The sequence below is a fragment of the Acinetobacter bereziniae LMG 1003 = CIP 70.12 genome (assembly GCF_000368925.1).
Taxonomy (GTDB): domain Bacteria; phylum Pseudomonadota; class Gammaproteobacteria; order Pseudomonadales; family Moraxellaceae; genus Acinetobacter; species Acinetobacter bereziniae.
The window spans coordinates 1,301,899-1,320,480 of the sequence record NZ_KB849755.1 but is presented as its reverse complement, the minus strand read 5'-3'; the positions used below and the strand labels follow the sequence as shown (position 1 = coordinate 1,320,480).

General features: G+C 38.1%; 19 protein-coding genes. 12 read left to right on the top strand and 7 right to left on the bottom strand.

Translation table 11 applies throughout. The annotated features are described in order from the left end of the window. Positions 1-36 precede the first annotated feature (36 nt). Positions 37-1,641: an isocitrate lyase gene (locus tag F938_RS08130; protein WP_004828022.1), complete on the top strand. Its 1,605-nt coding sequence runs from the start codon at positions 37-39 to the stop codon at positions 1,639-1,641. A gap of 368 nt (positions 1,642-2,009) precedes the next feature. On the opposite strand, the gene F938_RS08125 is transcribed toward F938_RS08130, so the two are convergent. From F938_RS08125 to F938_RS08100, 6 genes are all read right to left on the bottom strand, one after another. Further along, on the bottom strand, positions 2,010-2,297 hold the full coding sequence (locus tag F938_RS08125) for a PA4642 family protein (protein ID WP_004828024.1): 288 nt from the start codon (positions 2,295-2,297) through the stop codon (positions 2,010-2,012). Between the two features lie 221 nt (positions 2,298-2,518). Continuing rightward, complete coding sequence (gene minE / locus F938_RS08120; RefSeq protein ID WP_004722763.1) at positions 2,519-2,791, bottom strand: cell division topological specificity factor MinE; 273 nt, start codon at positions 2,789-2,791, stop codon at positions 2,519-2,521. 2 nt (positions 2,792-2,793) lie between these two features. Then, positions 2,794-3,606, bottom strand: a complete 813-nt coding sequence (gene minD / locus F938_RS08115; protein WP_004722761.1) for a septum site-determining protein MinD — start codon at positions 3,604-3,606, stop codon at positions 2,794-2,796. Positions 3,607-3,672: 66 nt separating this feature from the next. Further along, complete coding sequence (gene minC, locus F938_RS08110) at positions 3,673-4,392, bottom strand: septum site-determining protein MinC (RefSeq protein ID WP_005030853.1); 720 nt, start codon at positions 4,390-4,392, stop codon at positions 3,673-3,675. 141 nt (positions 4,393-4,533) lie between these two features. Continuing rightward, on the bottom strand, positions 4,534-5,583 hold the full coding sequence (locus F938_RS08105; RefSeq protein ID WP_005030852.1) for a hypothetical protein: 1,050 nt from the start codon (positions 5,581-5,583) through the stop codon (positions 4,534-4,536). 37 nt (positions 5,584-5,620) lie between these two features. Further along, on the bottom strand, positions 5,621-6,538 hold the full coding sequence (locus tag F938_RS08100) for an acyltransferase (RefSeq protein ID WP_005030850.1): 918 nt from the start codon (positions 6,536-6,538) through the stop codon (positions 5,621-5,623). Between the two features lie 241 nt (positions 6,539-6,779). Between F938_RS08100 and F938_RS08095 the strand changes: the two genes are divergently transcribed. From F938_RS08095 to F938_RS08050, 10 genes are all read left to right on the top strand, one after another. Further along, positions 6,780-7,430 carry a YiaD family glycine zipper/OmpA-like lipoprotein gene (locus F938_RS08095; protein WP_004828032.1) on the top strand — a complete coding sequence of 217 codons (651 nt, stop codon included), beginning with the start codon at positions 6,780-6,782 and terminating at the stop codon, positions 7,428-7,430. A 437-nt stretch (positions 7,431-7,867) separates the two neighbouring features. Further along, positions 7,868-9,907, top strand: coding sequence for a UvrD-helicase domain-containing protein (locus F938_RS08090; RefSeq protein WP_004828034.1), 2,040 nt, complete (start codon positions 7,868-7,870; stop codon positions 9,905-9,907). 108 nt (positions 9,908-10,015) lie between these two features. Next, the gene (gene dut, locus F938_RS08085; RefSeq protein WP_005030849.1) at positions 10,016-10,468 is read left to right on the top strand and encodes a dUTP diphosphatase; all 453 of its coding nucleotides are present in this window, start codon (positions 10,016-10,018) and stop codon (positions 10,466-10,468) included. 231 nt (positions 10,469-10,699) lie between these two features. After that, positions 10,700-12,139 carry a phosphomannomutase/phosphoglucomutase gene (locus F938_RS08080; RefSeq protein WP_005030848.1) on the top strand — a complete coding sequence of 480 codons (1,440 nt, stop codon included), beginning with the start codon at positions 10,700-10,702 and terminating at the stop codon, positions 12,137-12,139. Between the two features lie 58 nt (positions 12,140-12,197). Beyond that, positions 12,198-13,106: an acetylglutamate kinase gene (gene argB, locus F938_RS08075; RefSeq protein ID WP_004828038.1), complete on the top strand. Its 909-nt coding sequence runs from the start codon at positions 12,198-12,200 to the stop codon at positions 13,104-13,106. A gap of 167 nt (positions 13,107-13,273) precedes the next feature. Continuing rightward, the gene (locus F938_RS08070) at positions 13,274-14,059 is read left to right on the top strand and encodes a GNAT family N-acetyltransferase (RefSeq protein WP_005030847.1); all 786 of its coding nucleotides are present in this window, start codon (positions 13,274-13,276) and stop codon (positions 14,057-14,059) included. A gap of 210 nt (positions 14,060-14,269) precedes the next feature. Continuing rightward, on the top strand, positions 14,270-15,118 hold the full coding sequence (locus tag F938_RS08065) for a class II glutamine amidotransferase (RefSeq protein ID WP_010591162.1): 849 nt from the start codon (positions 14,270-14,272) through the stop codon (positions 15,116-15,118). Between the two features lie 284 nt (positions 15,119-15,402). Then, complete coding sequence (locus F938_RS08060; RefSeq protein WP_004828043.1) at positions 15,403-15,858, top strand: bacteriohemerythrin; 456 nt, start codon at positions 15,403-15,405, stop codon at positions 15,856-15,858. A 200-nt stretch (positions 15,859-16,058) separates the two neighbouring features. After that, positions 16,059-17,141: a membrane protein gene (locus tag F938_RS08055; RefSeq protein WP_034708196.1), complete on the top strand. Its 1,083-nt coding sequence runs from the start codon at positions 16,059-16,061 to the stop codon at positions 17,139-17,141. 17 nt (positions 17,142-17,158) lie between these two features. Beyond that, positions 17,159-17,482 (top strand): RnfH family protein, encoded by a 324-nt coding sequence (locus F938_RS08050; RefSeq protein WP_010591161.1) that lies wholly within the window; start codon positions 17,159-17,161, stop codon positions 17,480-17,482. Positions 17,483-17,563: 81 nt separating this feature from the next. Here F938_RS08050 and F938_RS08045 read toward each other — a convergent pair whose 3' ends face one another. Further along, complete coding sequence (locus F938_RS08045; protein ID WP_004828048.1) at positions 17,564-17,962, bottom strand: outer membrane protein assembly factor BamE; 399 nt, start codon at positions 17,960-17,962, stop codon at positions 17,564-17,566. A 112-nt stretch (positions 17,963-18,074) separates the two neighbouring features. On the opposite strand from F938_RS08045, the gene fur reads away from it, so the two are divergent. Continuing rightward, the gene (fur, locus tag F938_RS08040) at positions 18,075-18,512 is read left to right on the top strand and encodes a ferric iron uptake transcriptional regulator (protein WP_004828050.1); all 438 of its coding nucleotides are present in this window, start codon (positions 18,075-18,077) and stop codon (positions 18,510-18,512) included. The last annotated feature ends 70 nt before the right edge of the window (positions 18,513-18,582 follow it).

The following is an 18,582-nucleotide window of genomic DNA, read 5'->3' as shown; positions in this document are numbered from 1 at the left end:
ATTGATGAAATCCTAATATTATTACAGGAACATATCATGACTACATACCAAACAGCGATTGATGCAATCCGTGAATTAAAAGCAAAATTCGGAAGCACATGGCGCGATATTAGCCCAGAAGATGCTGCTCGTATGCAGATGCAAAACCAATTCAAAACTGGTTTAGATATCGCTAAATACACAGCTGCGATCATGCGTCGTGATATGGCTGAATATGATGCAGATTCTAGCAAATATACTCAATCATTAGGTTGCTGGCATGGTTTCATCGCGCAACAAAAAATGATCGCGAACAAAAAATATTTCGGTACAACAAGCAAACGTTACATCTACCTTTCTGGTTGGATGGTTGCTGCACTTCGTTCAGAATTCGGTCCTCTTCCTGACCAATCTATGCACGAAAAAACTTCTGTACCTGCATTGATCGAAGAAATCTATACATTCTTACGTCAAGCTGATGCGAAAGAATTAAACGATTTATTCCGTGCGCTTAAAAAAGCTCAAGAAGCAGGTGATACTGCAAAAGCTGCTGAAATTACTGCTCAAATCGATGGTTTCCAAACTCACGTTGTGCCAATTATTGCGGACATCGATGCTGGTTTCGGTAACGAAGAAGCAACTTATTTACTTGCGCGTAAAATGATTGAAGCTGGTGCTTGTGCCCTTCAAATCGAAAACCAAGTATCTGATGCGAAACAATGTGGTCACCAAGCTGGTAAAGTAACAGTTCCACACGAAGACTTCATCGCTAAAATCCATGCATTACGTTATGCATTCTTAGAAATGGGTCTTGATGACGGTATCATCGTTGCACGTACTGACTCTGAAGGCGCTGACTTGACTCAAAAAATCCCAGTGGTTAAAGAGCCAGGTGACATTGCTTCTCAATATATCAGCTACTTAGATACTCAAGAAATTGATATTGCTGATGCTCAAGAAGATGAAATCTTGATCAAACGTGATGGTAAATTACACCGTCCTAAGCGTTTAGCTTCTGGCTTATATCAATTCCGTGAAGGTACTCAAATTGACCGTGTTGTACTTGACTGTGTGTCTAGCTTACAAAATGGTGCTGACCTTCTTTGGATCGAAACTGCAACTCCAAACGTTGAAGAAATCGCTCACATGGTTAACCGTGTACGTGAAACAGTTCCAAATGCGAAGCTTGTTTATAACAACAGCCCATCATTCAACTGGACTTTAAACTTCCGTCAACAAGCTTACGATCGTTGGGTTGCTGAAGGTAAAGATGTTTCTGCTTACGACCGTGCTAAATTAATGAGCGCTGAGTACGATAACACTGAATTAGCTGCTGATGCTGATGCAAAAATCCGTACTTTCCAAGCAGATGCTTCTCGTGAAGCAGGTGTATTCCATCACTTGATCACACTTCCGACTTACCACACTGCTGCGCTTTCAACTCATGAGCTTGCACAAGGTTACTTCGGTTCTGAAGGTATGTTGGCTTATGTTGCTGGCGTACAGCGTAAAGAAATCCGCGGTGGTATTGCTTGTGTTAAACACCAAGCAATGGCTGGTTCAGACATCGGTGATGATCACAAAGAAATCTTCTCTGGTGACAATGCACTTAAAGCGCATGACGATGCTAAAAACACAATGAACCAATTCGCTGCTCACTAAGCACTGACTTGATTCGAAGAACCCAGCGTAAGCTGGGTTTTTTTTGGTTAATGATAAGTTATATCTTTCAAGGTGTATTTGTGAAGTAAACTGGTGATTATTTTGAATAACTCTATGTTTTAACTTCAACAATGGATCTTCATGAGAGGGAGAATAAGGTCACAAAAAAGTCACCTAGCATTAATCCTAAAATCTTTGATGTTTGGTGATCGTCAATATTTATATCTAATACAAAAAATTAGTACACAATCATATATGCGTTGCTCTAGCTTTACTATTCATAAAAAAACACCCGATGATATTCATCGAGCGTTTGTATCAAATAAGTCTAAACTTTTTAAAAGTTCGTCATTATTCCTTTTGAATGTTTAAGCAAACTTTGCCAATACTTCTAAGAAACCTTCTTTTTGACGCGGGTATTCAGCAATCACGTCATGAATACGCTGACCTTCGGGATTGGTTGCATTAATGTCACGACCATCAGCGACAAACTTAGTCAATAAGCGTTCATAATCAAAAGGACGCATATGCTTAAAAGCATGATACAACACATGGAAATCTGTGTTGATTCCTTCAGGAGGAAGTTGATCTAAATAGGCAAATACACGCTCGTCTGACCATTCTTCATTGAACGTTGCTGGCTGTGAAAGTGCCATAACAGCATCTCCTCAAAAAATCTAAATCTAATTGTTTATCTTAGTTTGCAGCATTATATAAAAGCTATTGATATTTACGCTAATACGGATAAATACAATATTTAGCTGAATAAAATCTAAAATAAAAGGGCAAAATATCTAGCAAGAGTAAAAGCGATGCTTTTCTAACTCCGCGACATATTTTGCCCTGAATCAATTCACTTGACTAATCAATAATGAAATTATCGTTCTTCAGGTAAATTGATATTCATTTCCAACATTTCAATGTTGGCTTCTGAACGAACTTGCATTTGAATATGCTGTTCATCCACACCACGTACATAACGATTGACCACTTGCATGATTTCTTTTTTCATTTGATCAATCTTGTCTTGGCTCAGGCGTTTGCCCAAACCATTTTCAGAAGCAACAATAACTTTTAAGCGATCTTTAGCAGTTTGGGCGCTAGATGGTTTGTCATCGTTGCTAAAAAGTTTACTCCAAAATCCTGCCATTTCTACGCTCCAAATAATCGTGCTAACCAACCCTTAGGTTTCACTGTAATGTGACGATAAGGACGTTCTTCACCCAAGAAACGAGCAACTAAATCATCATACGCTTGTCCAGCAGAAGCTTCTTGGTAAAGAATGACAGGTTTACCTTCATTCGATGCCTGAAGCACACTTGGACACTCTGGAATAACACCAAGAGTAGGCACACGTAAGATATCTTTAGAAATATCGTCAATGGTCAACATTTCTTGTTTATCGGCACGTTCAGGGTTAAAACGTGTGATACATAAATGTTTACGAACACGTCCTTCGTTGTTTTCAACTTTTTTCGTTTTGCTGTCGAGCATTCCAATAATACGGTCAGAATCTCGAACAGAAGAAATCTCAGGGTTGGTCACAATAATGGCTTCATCTGCATGATACATGGCTAAAATCGCACCACGTTCAATCCCTGCAGGTGAGTCACAAATAATGTAATCAAACTCTTGAGAAAGTTCATCAATTACACGTGCGACACCATCATCGCTTAAGGCATCTTTATCACGTGTTTGTGATGCAGGTAAAATATATAAATTTTCAATATCTTTATCACGAATCAAGGCTTGTTGTAAGCGCGCTTCGTTATTGATGACATTAACAAAATCATAAACAACACGACGTTCACAGCCCATAATCAAATCAAGATTACGCAACCCCACATCGAAATCAATCACAACAGTTTTATGACCACGTAGGGCTAATCCTGTTGCAAAAGATGCACTCGTCGTAGTTTTACCTACGCCACCTTTGCCTGATGTAACGACAACAATTTTGGCCACCGAATCCACTCCTGTTATGGTCATTTACTCGATTGAACGAGTTTTATATGGTGTTTAATTTATACCTTAAAATTGCAAAGCTTCAAATACTAGCTCTTGCTGATCATTCAAGTAAATTTGTACAGCTTTTTTTATGACATCTTGCGGAATATCATCTGCTACACAATATGTTCCTGCTATAGAAACCAATTCGGCTTCTAATGAATGACAAAAAATTCTTGCAGTGGTATTCCCACCTGCACCAGCGATGACTCTACCACGAACACTGCCATAGATATGTATATTTCCTGAAGCAATGACTTCTGAACCACTATTGATACCAGCATTTAGAATGACATCGCCGTGGTCTTGAACAATACATTGCCCAGTTCTTAAAATTTCATCATGATATGAGGTTGCATGACTTAATGTTTTAGGCGTATTCACTGTTGCAGTTTTTGTTGGTTGATCAGGCTGTTTTACAGGTGTTTCAACCACTTGTTCTTTGGTGGGTTTAATCCGCTGTAAAGGACGATCGGCAGGCAAAACAGGGAATTGAATTGCTCTGGCTTGATCACCCAACAAACCATCAATCACAGCCATTGGCTGTAAATCTAAGCTGATAATCAATTGAATCAAGGCGATAAGCTCTTGTTCAACTGTGGTATCAATAATGACCAAAGCCCCTTGATAAGAGGTTTCACTCATCATTGAAGTTAATTGCTGGCGGATGGCATCATGATCATTAGTATCGAAGGTTAATCGGGTAAAATTAACCATTCTGCCTGTAATCCGTATATCAGCCATAATTGTTCCTTAAAAGGCTTGTGACCTAAATTTTTCTATCTAAAGTCAAATTGTAAATTAGGGCAAATGCTAGAACATATTCAATGATTTCTCTAGCAAAGATACAAATATTTTCAATGAATTGCTTATTCTTTGAATCACTCAATCTTTGACCTGATCATTTTTTTCTAATTCAATTTGCCATTGTTTTACTTTCACTTGCTTTCTCAATGATTCTAAACTTTCATAGACAACAGATTCAACTAATTCTTCAAGATGCTGATTTTCAATATTTATCTGACTTAGCTTGGTAGAAATAAGTTGATAAGTTGCATTTGGATTTTGAACACTACCTTGGGTAAATGGTTGCACTAAGCCTTGAGTAATGTTTTCTCCCAGTTGTTGTCCAATATTTTGAATTTGATTTTCAATCATGCTGCCTGCAATCGGAATCAATCTTAATAATTGAGTGAGTTGGGGGGTATCTTCAATGGCTTGACGAACGATTTGCCCGACATTGTGGGTAATTTGAGTGCTTTGTGCTTTTAATTCTACAGCCAAAGACTCCTGTAAAATTTCAGCCAAAGTCTGTGCAAAACGTTCTCGGTGGTGATCCACCAAGTCATGAATGATCTTTTTATGACTCGAACTGGTGTCAAGTTCATGTTTAATTCCATCAATCACAGTGATGACAACACGGTCAGAAAGTTCTTCCATCAGTACACGATAATAAAAGACGATACGTCTCATGATACTGTCAGGAATGACCTTATAGCCTAATTCATGAAAATGATATGCAATGATGCCTGCCCGAATTAAACGTAAAAAACGTAGATAGGGGATAATGGCTAAAATTTCATACCAGTGAATAAAGGGGAAGAAGAACCAACGGGCATGATGTTTGTTGACAATAGCAATCAACCAGCGGATGCCCAACTCAACAACTAAGAAAGTAATAAACCAACTTTCTGTTTTAATCACCCAGGGATGTAAATCCGTTTTGTAGTACTGTAATACTTGGGGAAGGTGAATTTCACTAAACAACCAATCGCCAAAATTACTCATCAAAAAGGCATTGGCACATAAACAGAATAAGTTAAACACAATGATAAACATCATAAAGATGTCATAACCAAATGATATCCACCATCCTCGTGACATCTCTTGTTTGGGTTGTGCCTCTTGTTGAGGGGCGTTAACTTGCTCTGTCATGCCAATCCTTTACATTGAATTTACAAAAAAGCTGAGATTAGCTTTTATATTTTTCTTTCATGGTGCTGATCAACTGATCTTTTTCAGCCCATAACTGATCCACCCAATTTTGAAAACGTTGACGATATTCCGCATCGTCTTCATAGTTCCCGCCCGGTACCCAATCTGGAATTTCAATTTTACGCATATTTACAGCGATTCGGGGCACTTCACCCAACCAAAATTCACCGTAACCAGGTGCACCATCTGGATAAACAATGGTCATGTCCACCAAAGCATCAATTTGATCACCCAAGATACTTAAAGCAAGCGCTAATCCTCCTGCTTTCGGTTTAAGCAGATGGGTGAAAGGAGAGTGTTGTTGATCATGCTTTTGTTGGGTAAATCGTGTACCTTCCAAATAGTTTAATAGGGTGAATGGCTGGCTGAGAAGCTGTTCACAGGCTTTTCGTGCTTCCTCCAAATCGCGATATTTGAGTTCTGGATTTTTTGCAATTTGCGCTTTACTATGTCGCTTCATCATTGGGAAGCCTAAAATTTTAAAGGCTTGCCCAACAAAGGGAATAAATATAAGTTCCCATTTGGTGAAAAAACGGGTCAAAGGCATACGAGTTAAGCCGAAGTATTGGTTGACTGTGGTATCTACCCAGCTTTGATGGTTACAGGTCATTAAATAACGTCCCTGCATATTCAGATCGAGATTGTCATCAACACTGATATCCCATTGTGTTTCTGGTAAAACATGGTCAATCAACCAGTTATTTATAGCTAGCCAGCTATTGGTGATATTAATGTTGGTTTCATCCACTTTCTTGGACTTTTTAAACAATTTAGTCAGACCTAAAGCAAGCACTGGCGGACCATGAAAAAAAGTACTCCCAGTGATCACTGTACCAACGGTTAGACCTTTCGTAATTTTTTTTAAAATAGGTTGCTTCTGCTGCTGAGATGACATAGAACAGTCCTAGTGATTTATGGTGAATGTGTGCTCAAAGTACACAATATAGTCGTTACGATTTAATTTAAAAAGGTACATTTAATGACTATGTATAAATTATGATGATCAGTTTTGTTAATTTCGTTGCAAATATTACAAAATGTAAAAAAAAATGTGAATTTTAACAAAACGTCTATAGTGGCGCTTTGTTTTTTATACCAAAATTACCCTAACAAAAAACACAACTTGGAGGCATGCAATGCGTGCACTATTAATTACAACACTTACAGCTGGGGCTCTCGTACTTTCTGGCTGTCAAACAACTGGTAATAACATCGGCGGTATGGAATACGACAAATCTGCTTTAGGTGGTTTGATCGGTGCGGCAGCAGGTTATGGTTTGTCTCGTGGTAACGCAAACAGTTCTGCACAAAACAACCGTGCAGCAGCAATTGGCGCACTTTTAGGTGCGGGTGCTGGTCTTTACCTTGACAATAAAGAGAAAAAATTACGTCAACAAATGCAGGGTACTGGTGTAGAAGTTAGCCGTAATCCAGATGGCTCTGTTGCATTGATTATGCCAGGTAGCATTACTTTTGATACCAACAAGGCAAACATCAAACCTAACTTCTACGGTACGTTGAACAAAGTTGTTCAAACATTGAAAGAAGACAACAAGAGTGTAATTCTTGTGACTGGTTATACTGATAATACTGGTAATGATTCAATCAATATCCCATTGTCACAAAACCGTGCTGCTTCTGTAGCAAACTATTTGAGAGGTCAAGGTGTTCAAAGCCGTATTGATACTCAAGGTTATGGTTCACAAAACCCAATCGCAGATAACTCAACTGCTGCTGGTCGTGAACAAAACCGTCGTGTAGAAATCAGCATTTACGCTGCAAGCTAAAAACGATAAATACTTATTCTTTTTTTAGTTTAAGTGTTTGAAAAGGAATCATAATTTTATGATTCCTTTTTTATTTTATGGTTGATATAGCAGATGATTCACTATTAACTGGTGATTTAATGCTAAAAAAGTGCTGATGTATCTAGCCTATATTTCACTCAAGCAAACTATTTGGAAAATAATCGACAATGATTGTTTAAGGAGAATAGGGAGTGTCTTAAATGGCTGAGCAACCAACTGCAATTTAAAATGGGCTTAATCATTGTATAAAAAAAGGTAGTGATTGAAACTCAACAAGCAAAATAGATCACCAAATACGCTATTTAAAGTAAACCATCTAGACGTGGTTTTTTTATGTCGGAAAAATTCAAATTAAGCATTTTGCAAGTCTACTTTAGATGACTATAATCGAGCTCGAAGTTTGATGAGGATGAACAATGTCGAAAGCAAGTCAACTGAATGACAAGCAACTTGAAGCCATGAAATATACTCAAGGACCCTTGTTAGTACTTGCAGGGGCGGGTTCAGGTAAAACTTCAGTAATTACAAGAAAAATTGCTTATCTTGTACAGCAATGTGGTATTCCTGCACACCGAATTACAGCAATGACCTTTACCAACAAAGCAGCGCGTGAAATGAAAGAGCGTGTTGGTAAATTATTGGGTAAAGAAGAAGGTAAAGGGCTCTCAGTCTCAACTTTCCATACCTTTGGTTTAAATCTATTACGTATAGAGCTTAAAAATACACCACTTAAAAATAATTTTTCAATTCTTGACTCGGATGATTGTAAACGAATCCTGATGGACTTAATGCATCGTGATAATTTGTCAGGTGCTGAAAGTAAAGATTTGATTGCCAAAGCCATGAAGAAGATCTCTGATTGGAAAAATGATCTGATTGTGCCTGAGCAAGCACATACCACCTGTGAAACACCCGAAGATGTCCAATTTGCCCATTTGTATCAGCTATATGAGCGAAACTTACGTGCTTATAATGCAGTAGATTTTGATGATCTTATTGTGATGCCAACACGCCTGTTACAAGAGAATGCCGAAGTGCGTGATCGTTGGCAGAACCGTGTGCGTTATTTGTTGGTAGACGAATATCAGGATACCAATACAGCCCAATATATTTTGGTAAAATTATTGGTCGGGGTCATGGGGCAATTCACTGCTGTAGGCGACGATGACCAGTCCATTTATGCATGGCGTGGTGCCAAGCCTGAGAATATGGCGTTACTTAAAGAGGATTTCCGCAATTTAAAAGTCATCAAGCTTGAGCAAAACTACCGATCAACCAGTCGTATCTTAAAAGCAGCCAACCATGTAATCGAAAACAATCCGCATATTTTTGATAAAAAATTGTGGAGTGATAAAGGGCATGGTGAAGTGATTCGAGTGATTACTTGCCGTAATGATGATGATGAATCAGAACGTGTCGTTAAAGACTTGCTTACGCATAAATTAATGAATGGTAAGAATTGGAAGGATTATGCGGTGCTTTATCGTGGTAACTTCCAAGCTCGTGTACTGGAAACTCAACTTCGACAAATGCAGATTCCTTATAAGTTATCGGGCGGACAATCATTCTTTGGACGCGCTGAAATTAAGGATGTCATGAGCTATTTGCGTGTCATTATTAACCCTGAAGACGATAGTGCATTCCTACGCATCATCAATACGCCTAAACGTGCCATTGGTCCAGTGACATTGGAAAAATTGGGGCTATTTGCGCAGGAAAACCATTTATCTTTATTGGCAGCAGCCAGTGATCAGCGTTTGACAATGGTGATGCCGAAAAAGGCAACCACACAGTTGGCTGAGTTTGCAGGCTTTATCAATGATTTTACTCGTGAATTGTTGGATGACGATGAACCTGTTCCTAAAATTCGTCAGATGATGAATGAAGCTGGTTATATTGATTATCTTCGTGAAACTGCGGCGACGCCGGCACAAGAAAAAACCAAACTGGATAATGTCGAAATGCTTTATACCAGCATCCAGAGTTTAATCAATCGTGCAGAAGATGTGGATGAAAAGAACATTGAAAGTGTAATTCGTAAAATGGTCTTACTGGATATGTTAGAGCAGCAACAGGAAGATGAAGACACTGATAAAGTTAATCTTTTGACACTGCATGCATCCAAAGGTTTGGAATTTCCATTTGTTTATATTATGGGCTTGGAAGAAGAACTTTTACCACATAAGAACTCGATTGCCGCGGAAACCATTGAGGAAGAACGCCGTCTCATGTATGTGGGCATTACCCGTGCACAACAAGGTTTAACTTTAACTTTGGCTGAGCAGCGTAAAAACGGTGGGCAAATGAAGCAAATGACGCCGAGTCGCTTTTTAGATGAACTGCCACAGGATGAGCTGGATTGGTTGGGGCGTAAGAAAAAACTTGCTGAAAATGTTGATCCAAAACAACAGGCTCAACAGTATTTACAGAATCTAAAAGCGTTATTAAAACGCTAATTTTGAAATATGCACTTTGCTTGTTCTGTAGCCTGACTGTTGATACACAGGCAACTTAGCAAGAGTGCAAAGTGCATTTAATTTTTTTATTTAAGCAAGGATTTCAATATGAAAGTTCAAGTAAAGGTACTTGATCGACGTTTAGGTCAAGCATGGCCAATGCCTACATATGCAACTACAGGCTCTGCAGGTTTGGATTTGCGCGCATGTGTTGATGAGGCGATTCAAATTGAACCAGGTCAAACCGTTTTAGTAAAAACAGGGATGGCGATTTATATCGAAGATCCTCAATTTGCAGGCTTAATTTTACCGCGTTCGGGCTTAGGTCATAAGCATGGTATCGTGTTGGGTAATTTAGTTGGATTGATTGATTCAGACTATCAAGGTGAATTGATGGTTTCTGTGTGGAATCGTGGTCAAACAACGTTTACTTTAGAACCTGGTGAGCGCTTGGCACAATATGTGTTGGTACCTGTAATTCAAGCGCAATTTGATATTGTGGATGAGTTTGAGGCGACAGAACGCGGTGCTGGTGGCTTTGGTCATACAGGCAAAAACTAATCGTTTAACACTTGTTTAAAAAGCCTGAATTATCAGGCTTTTTAAAGTATTTTTTTGATATGTAACAAAAAGTATGTATAAAGCCAAGTAGAAAACTGAATATATTATGAAGAATTTGTTGATAAATTGCATTGAGCCCTAGAATAAATTCTCAAATAAATGAATTGTTTACTCATCATGATCAAAATGAAAGTTGAGTAATAGAGGGTTGGCAAATAGAAGTTTTTGCTTATGATGAAAATGAATGATTTTCCTTTTCAAATTTTCCGTGCATATGACATTCGTGGAAAAGTTGAAATGATGAAACCTGAGTTAATTCAGGGCATTGCTGATGCCTTGGCAAATCAACTCATTGAAAAGGGTCAATCACAAGTGGCTTTGGGCTATGATGCACGTTTAAGCAGCCCCGTTTTTGCTCAAATTATCAAACAAGTATTTCAACATAAAGACATCGATGTGACTGAAATAGGGTGTTGTTCCACACCGCAATTGTATTTTGCCGCACGTAATACGCAGGGAAATGGCATTATGGTGACCGCCAGCCATAACCCTAAAACGGATAACGGTATTAAATGGATTATTCAGTCTGAGCCACCATCTCCAGAAATGATCCAACATATTGGGGTTCAAGCCGCACAATATTTGCAAAACACCCAGTCTGTGGAGCGTATGCCAGTATCAGGGGTTAAAACAACATCGCACCACATTAAATCTGAGTTCTGTTTATCTTATCAATCCACACTACTTAACGATATTCAATTAACCAGACCTTTAAAAGTGGTGATTGATGGTTTAAATGGTTCGGCTGGGTTTTGTGCCAATCTTGTGTTGAAGAAGCTCGGTTGCGAAGTAATTGCTTTGCGTTGTAATGCGGATGGTAATTTTCCAGATCATGCACCAGATCCATCACAAGCGACACATTTAGAATTATTACGTCAGAATGTACTCAATCATCAAGCGGATATAGGGATTGCTTTAGATGGTGATGGAGATCGGGTTGTTTTACTGGATGAAAATGCGCATATCATTTCGGCTGATCGACTGTTGGCTCTATTTGCACAAATGTGTTTAAAAGATCATCCACAACATGAAATTGTTTTTGATGTGAAATGTTCATCTATGGTGCGTCAGGTCGTCGAGCACTTAGGTGGACAAGCGAAAATGATTCGTACAGGCAGTAGTTTTTTACGCAAGTATATGTCGCAGTCAAAAGGACATGCTGTGTTTGGTGGCGAGTATGCGGGTCATTATGTATTTAACGACGGGCGTGGGCTTGGCTATGACGATGGCTTATATGCTGCTTTGCGTGTGATGGAATACTTATGTCATTTTCCTCAAGCCACATTGTCAGAAATTTTAGCTACTTATCCTGATCGTTTTTATACTGAAGATACTTATATCAGTACCCACCATACAGATCCAAAAATTGTGCTGAATGAAATTGAGCATCTCAGTCATCAGTTTGGTGCTGAATTAAGTAAAATTGATGGGGTTCGACTTGATTTTGAACATGGGTTCGGCATTATTCGCGCATCCAATACGGGGGAGTATTTTACCGTTCGTTTTGATGCCGATTGTCAAAATCGTTTAGATGAGATTCGTCAGACATTTGCGTCTATGCTCCATGATCGCTATCCTATGATCGCCCAAGATATTTTACAGGCACATTGATTTTTTGCACGATCCATACTCATCGATCAAGTCGCTATAGCTCATTAAGGAGAGACGAATGCCACACCAGCACACTGGCATCGACAAAGCACAAATTTTGACAGAAGCTTTGCCGTATATTCAACGCTTTTCAGGTAAAACGCTAGTTGTGAAGTATGGTGGTAACGCAATGACTGATCCTGCATTGGAAAGTTCATTTGCGCGCGATATTGTCTTGCTGAAGACCGTCGGATTAAATCCAATTGTTGTACATGGTGGTGGTCCACAAGTGGATTCATTATTAAAACAGTTAGGACGTGAGTCTGATCGTATTGATGGAATGCGTGTAACTGATCCAGCAACCATGGAAGTGGTTGAAATGGTTTTAGGTGGCAGCGTGAACAAATCAATCGTCAACTTGATCAATAAGCATGGTGGTCGCGCAATTGGTTTAACAGGTAAAGACGGTAATTTATTACGTGCCAAAAAGCTGTTGATGGAAAAAACCCAAGATGATGGTACAGTGACCCAGATTGACTTAGGTCTTGTGGGAGAAGTGACTGGTGTAAAGACCGATGTCTTGGAAATGTTTACACAAAGTGATTTTATCCCAGTGATCGCACCGCTTGGTGTGGATGAAGATGGTCAAACTTATAATATCAATGCAGATTTAGTGGCGGGTAAAGTTGCAGAAGCTTTAGGTGCTGAAAAACTGATCTTGTTGACCAATATTAGCGGTGTTTTAGATGAAAATAAAAATCTACTCACTGGACTCAGTACACAAGAAGTTGATCGCCTAATCGAAACAGGGGTGATCTATGGTGGCATGATTCCAAAAGTAGGCTGTGCTTTAGATGCCGTAAAAGGTGGGGTGGTCAGTGCACATATTGTTGATGGTCGTGTACCTCATGCAACATTATTAGAAATCTTTACTGATCATGGTGTGGGTACTTTGATTACCAACCGCTCAAAGTCCAATCACGCATAAATCTATTTTTGTCTGATCAAAGCCAGTGTTTTTACACTGGTTTTTTATTGGGGGAGGGATTTATCCCCTATCACCGTTTGTAGTGTGTTTTAAAATGGTCATTTTTTCGTCATATAAGTGTCATGTGGATTGCCTAGTGTAAGTAAAAGCTCAAGGAGTCTAAAAATATGTTCGCAAAATTAAATCAGTATCGTCAGAACTTCCAGAACTTCAATTTACCTTTGCCTAAACCTAAAAAAGCACAGTCACAATATAAATTTGAATGGGTTGAAGACCTTAAACAGCTTAAAGAAGTACAAAAATTCCGCGCAGTACAATTTGCAGATCAGTTTGGTATCCACTTTGAAAATGGTTTAGATCAAGATCTTTATGATCTTGATTGTGAACATGCCGTACTAAGAGATAAGTGGAGCAATGAAATTGTTGCTTATACCCGTTTAAAATTGATCCAAGGTCATGAGCTTGCGCGTAGTTATAGCGCGCAAGAATTTGATGTTTCACAGTTCTCAGACCTATCAAATATTGTTGAAATTGGGCGTACCTGTGTCCATCCTCGCTATCGTAATGGACGCGCGCTGTCGATGCTTTGGTTAAATCTAGTTCCTACAGTACTTTGGAAAATGAAAGCCAAACATCTGATGGGCTGTGTCAGCATTCGTTTGGAAGACAATAAAGCACGTGCTTACTATACTCACCAACATCTTAAAAAAATGACGGCTAAGCAATCAATTGATGTTAAGGCTAAACCCGCTTTTGAACCCAGCCATCCAGAATACAGTTTTCCACAAGATGAAAGAATTCCAAAATTATTTGATGTGTATTTGAAAATGAATGCACGCTTATCAAAGCAGGCATATCATGATGAAGCATTCAATTGCTTGGATTATTTTGTATTTCTCGATGTCAATGAAGTCGCAAAAAAATTCGTACTCAATAAAATGGTTAATCGCTAAGTTTAAATGATCAAAGGGTACTGCCTAAGTTTTTATACTTGCCGATGAAGTATGAAAGCCTAAAGATATCCTTTTTTTCTTTCAATCCCCAATTTCACTCCTTTGGTCTAATATCCGCTTGTATGCTGTTATTTTCAGTTATTGAGATTTGCAAGCGGAAGCGGAGTCATGCACAATATTCTTATAAATAAAACGCTGTATGAATACGCTATGTGCCAATTGCTTGGAATGAACTGTGCTGCACCCACCGATATTACATTTTCGTTTCGTGGGTTTTCTCAACGTGCAGGAATAACCTCTGATCATTCTGATGGGTTTGGTATTGCTTTTTTTGAAGATAAAGCTTGTCGCTTATTTGTGGATAATCAATCTGCAGTCGTATCGCCAATTGCTGAGTTGGTACGTAATTATCCGATTAAATCACGCAATGTGATTGCACATATTCGTAAGGCAACACAAGGTAAAATCACTTTAGAAAATTCACATCCTTTCATTCGTGAATTGTGGGGGAGACAATGGATTTTTGCACATAATGGCGACTTACTTAATTTTCATCCGCATTTGTCGGGGCGCTTTACGCCTGTAGGCAGTACAGACAGTGAATTGGCATTTTGCTATTTACTCGAACAGCTGGTTTTAAGATTTGGTTATTTTGAGCCAAGTCTAAATGATATTTTTGCTTTACTAGAAGAAATCTCTCCTAAAATTGCAGAATACGGTACTTTTAATTTCTGTCTTTCCAATGGACAAGCATTATTTAGTTATGCGACGACCAAACTGCATTGGATTGTTAGAGAGTATCCTTTTAAATATGCACGTTTAATTGATATTGATGTCGATATCGATTTTAGTCAATTTACCACCAAAGAAGATCGTGTAGCTGTAATAACAACAGAACCGTTGACTCAAAATGAAGTATGGACAGCTTATAAACCAGGTGAAATGATTTTATTTAAAGAAGGAAAGGTGATAAAAACTGCAACCACCTATGTCGAGCGCTTGGTGCGTGAAGCTGCTGACCCGAGTTTAGTCAGAATAACCAAGGCAGATCAGCATTAGTTTAATATTAATTGATGAGTTGAAATAACTATGTATCTAATCTAATGAATTAAACCTATAAATAGATAATTAAATCATCTATAAAATCATTTGAATTTTAATATTGGTTAAAAAATATCTTACTCTTTTAGTTTGATTAATAATATTAATTTAATATAAACAATAACTTAAATAATAATGCGGTTTTTTTAATGAATCCCGAGTAATACGGTTCATTTTTATTTGACTTGATTCTCGTTAATATGGATTTTAAAGGTCAAGACATTATTTTTTAAGGTGATCGTATGAAGATGAAATGGATTCCAGAATATAATACTGGTATCGATGTGATTGACGATCAACATAGAAGGATTTTGGATTACATCAATGAAATTGATGAAATTGGTATAGCAACGGATCGTGTTCGTATTAAACAAATACTCGATAATATTATCGACTATACGCAATCACATTTTACATTTGAAGAAAGTTTACAAGAAGAAGCAGGTTATAAATATCGTGTTCCTCATAAACGTGTCCATGATTTATTTATCAAGCGTATAGAAAGTTACCGTGAAAGTTTTGAGCAAGGTCATTCAATCGAAAAAGAATTACATGAAGTCTTGTCTAAATGGTTAATTAATCATATTCAGCACGATGACGCTGATTATGTTGGAGCTGTGAAATTAAATATGATGGGGATCATTAAAGAAAATGAAAAGAAAAAAGGCAAGAATTGGTTTGCACGATTTTTTTCATAACCTCATGCTGATTTCAGCCTAAGTTATGGAAATGACCAGCTCTCTAATTAAAAAAATTCAGAGGGGATAAAAAGAAATAAGAGCGATTATAAAAAAGTCTAGCGCAGCAAATTATCGAGGGGTGATTTGCTTTTTTCTTTTAAGCTTTGATTTTCAGCATCGACAAAGGCAAAATAGCAGAACTTTTTACGAAACACCTCATGCAGGATAATTCTATGTCACGATGGTTATCGCCGCTCATGGCATTTTGTTTATCATTCATGATTATCGCAGGCTTAGCACCAAGTCTGGGTATTCAAATTGATCGACAAATTGATTTTTGGATATTGTGGTTAGTGTCAATGCTGATTTTGGCATTGCCGATTACCTATTTAGAGGTTGCTTTAGCAAAACGCTCTAAAACAACCGCATTAAATGCCTTGTCTAGCTTAACTCGTGACGCAGATGCATCACAATCCTGGCGTATTGTAGGATGGTTGGCAGTCATTTTTATTCCATTCTTAGCGGGTGGCATACTTTCAAATATTAGTGCTAGTGCTGTACATATTGCTCAACTTCCAGTTGCGCCACATTTGATTTTTGTTGGCAGTGCTGTCGTTGCTTTTGCATTATCTTTTGTTCCGCGTCAGTTCTTGGTCGGTTTAACAACAGTTGGCGTATTGGTTTCATTGGCTTTGGCTCAGGTTTTTGGAACAGGTTTGCAGACTTGGCATGTGACACCTGTTGAGTTTAAAGAGTGGGGTAATGCCACAATTTTAGCTTTAGTTGCAACAGGTTTAGGTCTTGGGTTGTATTGGCAAACAAGCTTGCTCAATGTCCAACAGCGCAATGAGGCAAGCAAAACCGCTCTACCGATCTGGATTGCACAATTGATTGCAGTAATAGCATTTGGTTTCTTTGCTGTTTCATCACAAATTCCAGCTTATGCATTATTATTTACTGCGATTATTTCCGCTGCTCTATTATTACAATTGAGCAAAGAACAGTTAGTGCAACGCCAAGTGGCTGTGGTAATTCAATTTGCTGTGCTTTTGGTGGCATTATTTATTTGGGCGATTCCAAACATTTCGATGATATTTAATCCATTGTTAATGATCTGGGGGTTGTTGATTTGTTTGATTTATTCAATATTTGTGGGTTGGATGATGAAAATCAGTCACTTACGAAAAGCTATTAATTTCAGTTCAGAAGGCTTTTATAATATTTGGCGTATTGCAGTGCGTATCATTTTACCTTTAGCCATTTTAATGGCATTGGTTGCATATATCGGACAATTTATTTAAGGGTATTGGTGAATCAAGTGGCTAAAATTTGGGTAGCATATGCTACCGAAAAGCAACAATTTCACATTGAGTTACAATTTTCTCCGGGGATGAGCGTTGCTGATGCAATTGCCCAAAGTGGTCTGGCGGAGCAAGTAGAATTGCCTGAAAATTTTAGTTTTGGCATCTTTGGTGTCAAGATTAAAGATCAAGCACATTTGTTAGAAGCTGGTGATCGTGTTGAAATCTATAGAGCTTTAACCATTAATCCCAAAGACATTCGTCGTAATCGCGCCAAAGCCAATCCTGTTGGGCGTTATTGCCGTGGAAATCGTTATCAGCAATTACTCTTCAAATCTTAAGCGATTATAGCTAATCGCTTTAAACAATTGAATGCATATGAAAAACCCCTCAAAGAGGGGTTTCTTTTTATGACAAAGTGTCTATAGTGGGGGCGCATTCAATATTGCTTCTTTAGAAGCGGGTAAACCGGGTTGTGACTCAGGAATGGTTTCCAAACCTTCGATTTTGTTTACAATACCTGATTGATCAAAATAAACCTTTAAGTGTTGACCATGTGCTGCTGGAATTTTTGCTTTTTTTGCATAAGTTCCAGGGATATAGTTGTAAATGTAATCCCAACGTCCAGGATTCATTGGATCTGAAATTGTTGGGCTACCCAGTAAGAATCTCACTTGCTGGTAGGTCATACCGACTTGAATTTTTGAAGCTTGAGCTTGGGTTAATGGTGTTCCTTGAGGTATATCAACTTTGTATACTCCAAATACAGAGCAACCACCAAGTAAAGAAGCGACGAATAACGTCAGCATGATTTTTTGCATTTTGCTACACTATCCCAAATTAATTATGATGCAATTGATCCAAGGATAGATCATACTGCATCTCAACTCTGTTGCATATTCCAACTTAAAATTTGTTGAGAGACCTTTTTATATGCCTATTTCAAATCAAGATTTACGCAAAGCTGGACTTAAAGTTACCCTACCACGAATCAAGATTTTGGAATTATTAGAAAATTCAAGACAACACCACTTGAGCGCGGAAGACATTTATAAAACATTACTCGAACAAGGTGAAGATGTTGGTCTAGCGACCGTATATCGTGTGTTAACACAATTTGAGGCTGCTGGAATTATTCAGCGTCATCATTTTGAAAACAATCATTCTGTTTTCGAAATTATGCAAGAAGATCATCATGATCATTTGGTTTGCCAAAATTGTAATAAAGTCGTTGAATTTACTAATGATATCATTGAGCATGAACAACATACAGTTGCTGAGAAGCATGGTTTCCAGTTAACTGGTCATTCTCTAAATCTATATGGTTATTGTGATGAGCCTGAATGTCAGGAAGCTTATCGTAAGCGTTAAAATCACATAAATACAACAAATGAAAAGGGAGCTTTTAGAAGCTCCCTTTTCATTTTTAAAGATTTTGTGT

Coding starts and splice junctions, on each gene's coding strand:
- F938_RS08055 (WP_034708196.1), top strand. CDS start 16,059: ATGCAGGATAATTCTATGTCACGATGGTTATCGCCGCTCATGGCATTT.
- F938_RS08100 (WP_005030850.1), bottom strand. CDS start 6,538: ATGTCATCTCAGCAGCAGAAGCAACCTATTTTAAAAAAAATTACGAAA.
- dut (WP_005030849.1), top strand. CDS start 10,016: ATGAAAGTTCAAGTAAAGGTACTTGATCGACGTTTAGGTCAAGCATGG.
- F938_RS08070 (WP_005030847.1), top strand. CDS start 13,274: ATGTTCGCAAAATTAAATCAGTATCGTCAGAACTTCCAGAACTTCAAT.
- F938_RS08080 (WP_005030848.1), top strand. CDS start 10,700: ATGATGAAAATGAATGATTTTCCTTTTCAAATTTTCCGTGCATATGAC.
- F938_RS08105 (WP_005030852.1), bottom strand. CDS start 5,583: ATGACAGAGCAAGTTAACGCCCCTCAACAAGAGGCACAACCCAAACAA.
- argB (WP_004828038.1), top strand. CDS start 12,198: ATGCCACACCAGCACACTGGCATCGACAAAGCACAAATTTTGACAGAA.
- F938_RS08095 (WP_004828032.1), top strand. CDS start 6,780: ATGCGTGCACTATTAATTACAACACTTACAGCTGGGGCTCTCGTACTT.
- minC (WP_005030853.1), bottom strand. CDS start 4,392: ATGGCTGATATACGGATTACAGGCAGAATGGTTAATTTTACCCGATTA.
- F938_RS08130 (WP_004828022.1), top strand. CDS start 37: ATGACTACATACCAAACAGCGATTGATGCAATCCGTGAATTAAAAGCA.
- F938_RS08125 (WP_004828024.1), bottom strand. CDS start 2,297: ATGGCACTTTCACAGCCAGCAACGTTCAATGAAGAATGGTCAGACGAG.
- F938_RS08090 (WP_004828034.1), top strand. CDS start 7,868: ATGTCGAAAGCAAGTCAACTGAATGACAAGCAACTTGAAGCCATGAAA.
- F938_RS08065 (WP_010591162.1), top strand. CDS start 14,270: ATGTGCCAATTGCTTGGAATGAACTGTGCTGCACCCACCGATATTACA.
- fur (WP_004828050.1), top strand. CDS start 18,075: ATGCCTATTTCAAATCAAGATTTACGCAAAGCTGGACTTAAAGTTACC.
- F938_RS08045 (WP_004828048.1), bottom strand. CDS start 17,962: ATGCAAAAAATCATGCTGACGTTATTCGTCGCTTCTTTACTTGGTGGT.
- F938_RS08060 (WP_004828043.1), top strand. CDS start 15,403: ATGAAGATGAAATGGATTCCAGAATATAATACTGGTATCGATGTGATT.
- minE (WP_004722763.1), bottom strand. CDS start 2,791: ATGGCAGGATTTTGGAGTAAACTTTTTAGCAACGATGACAAACCATCT.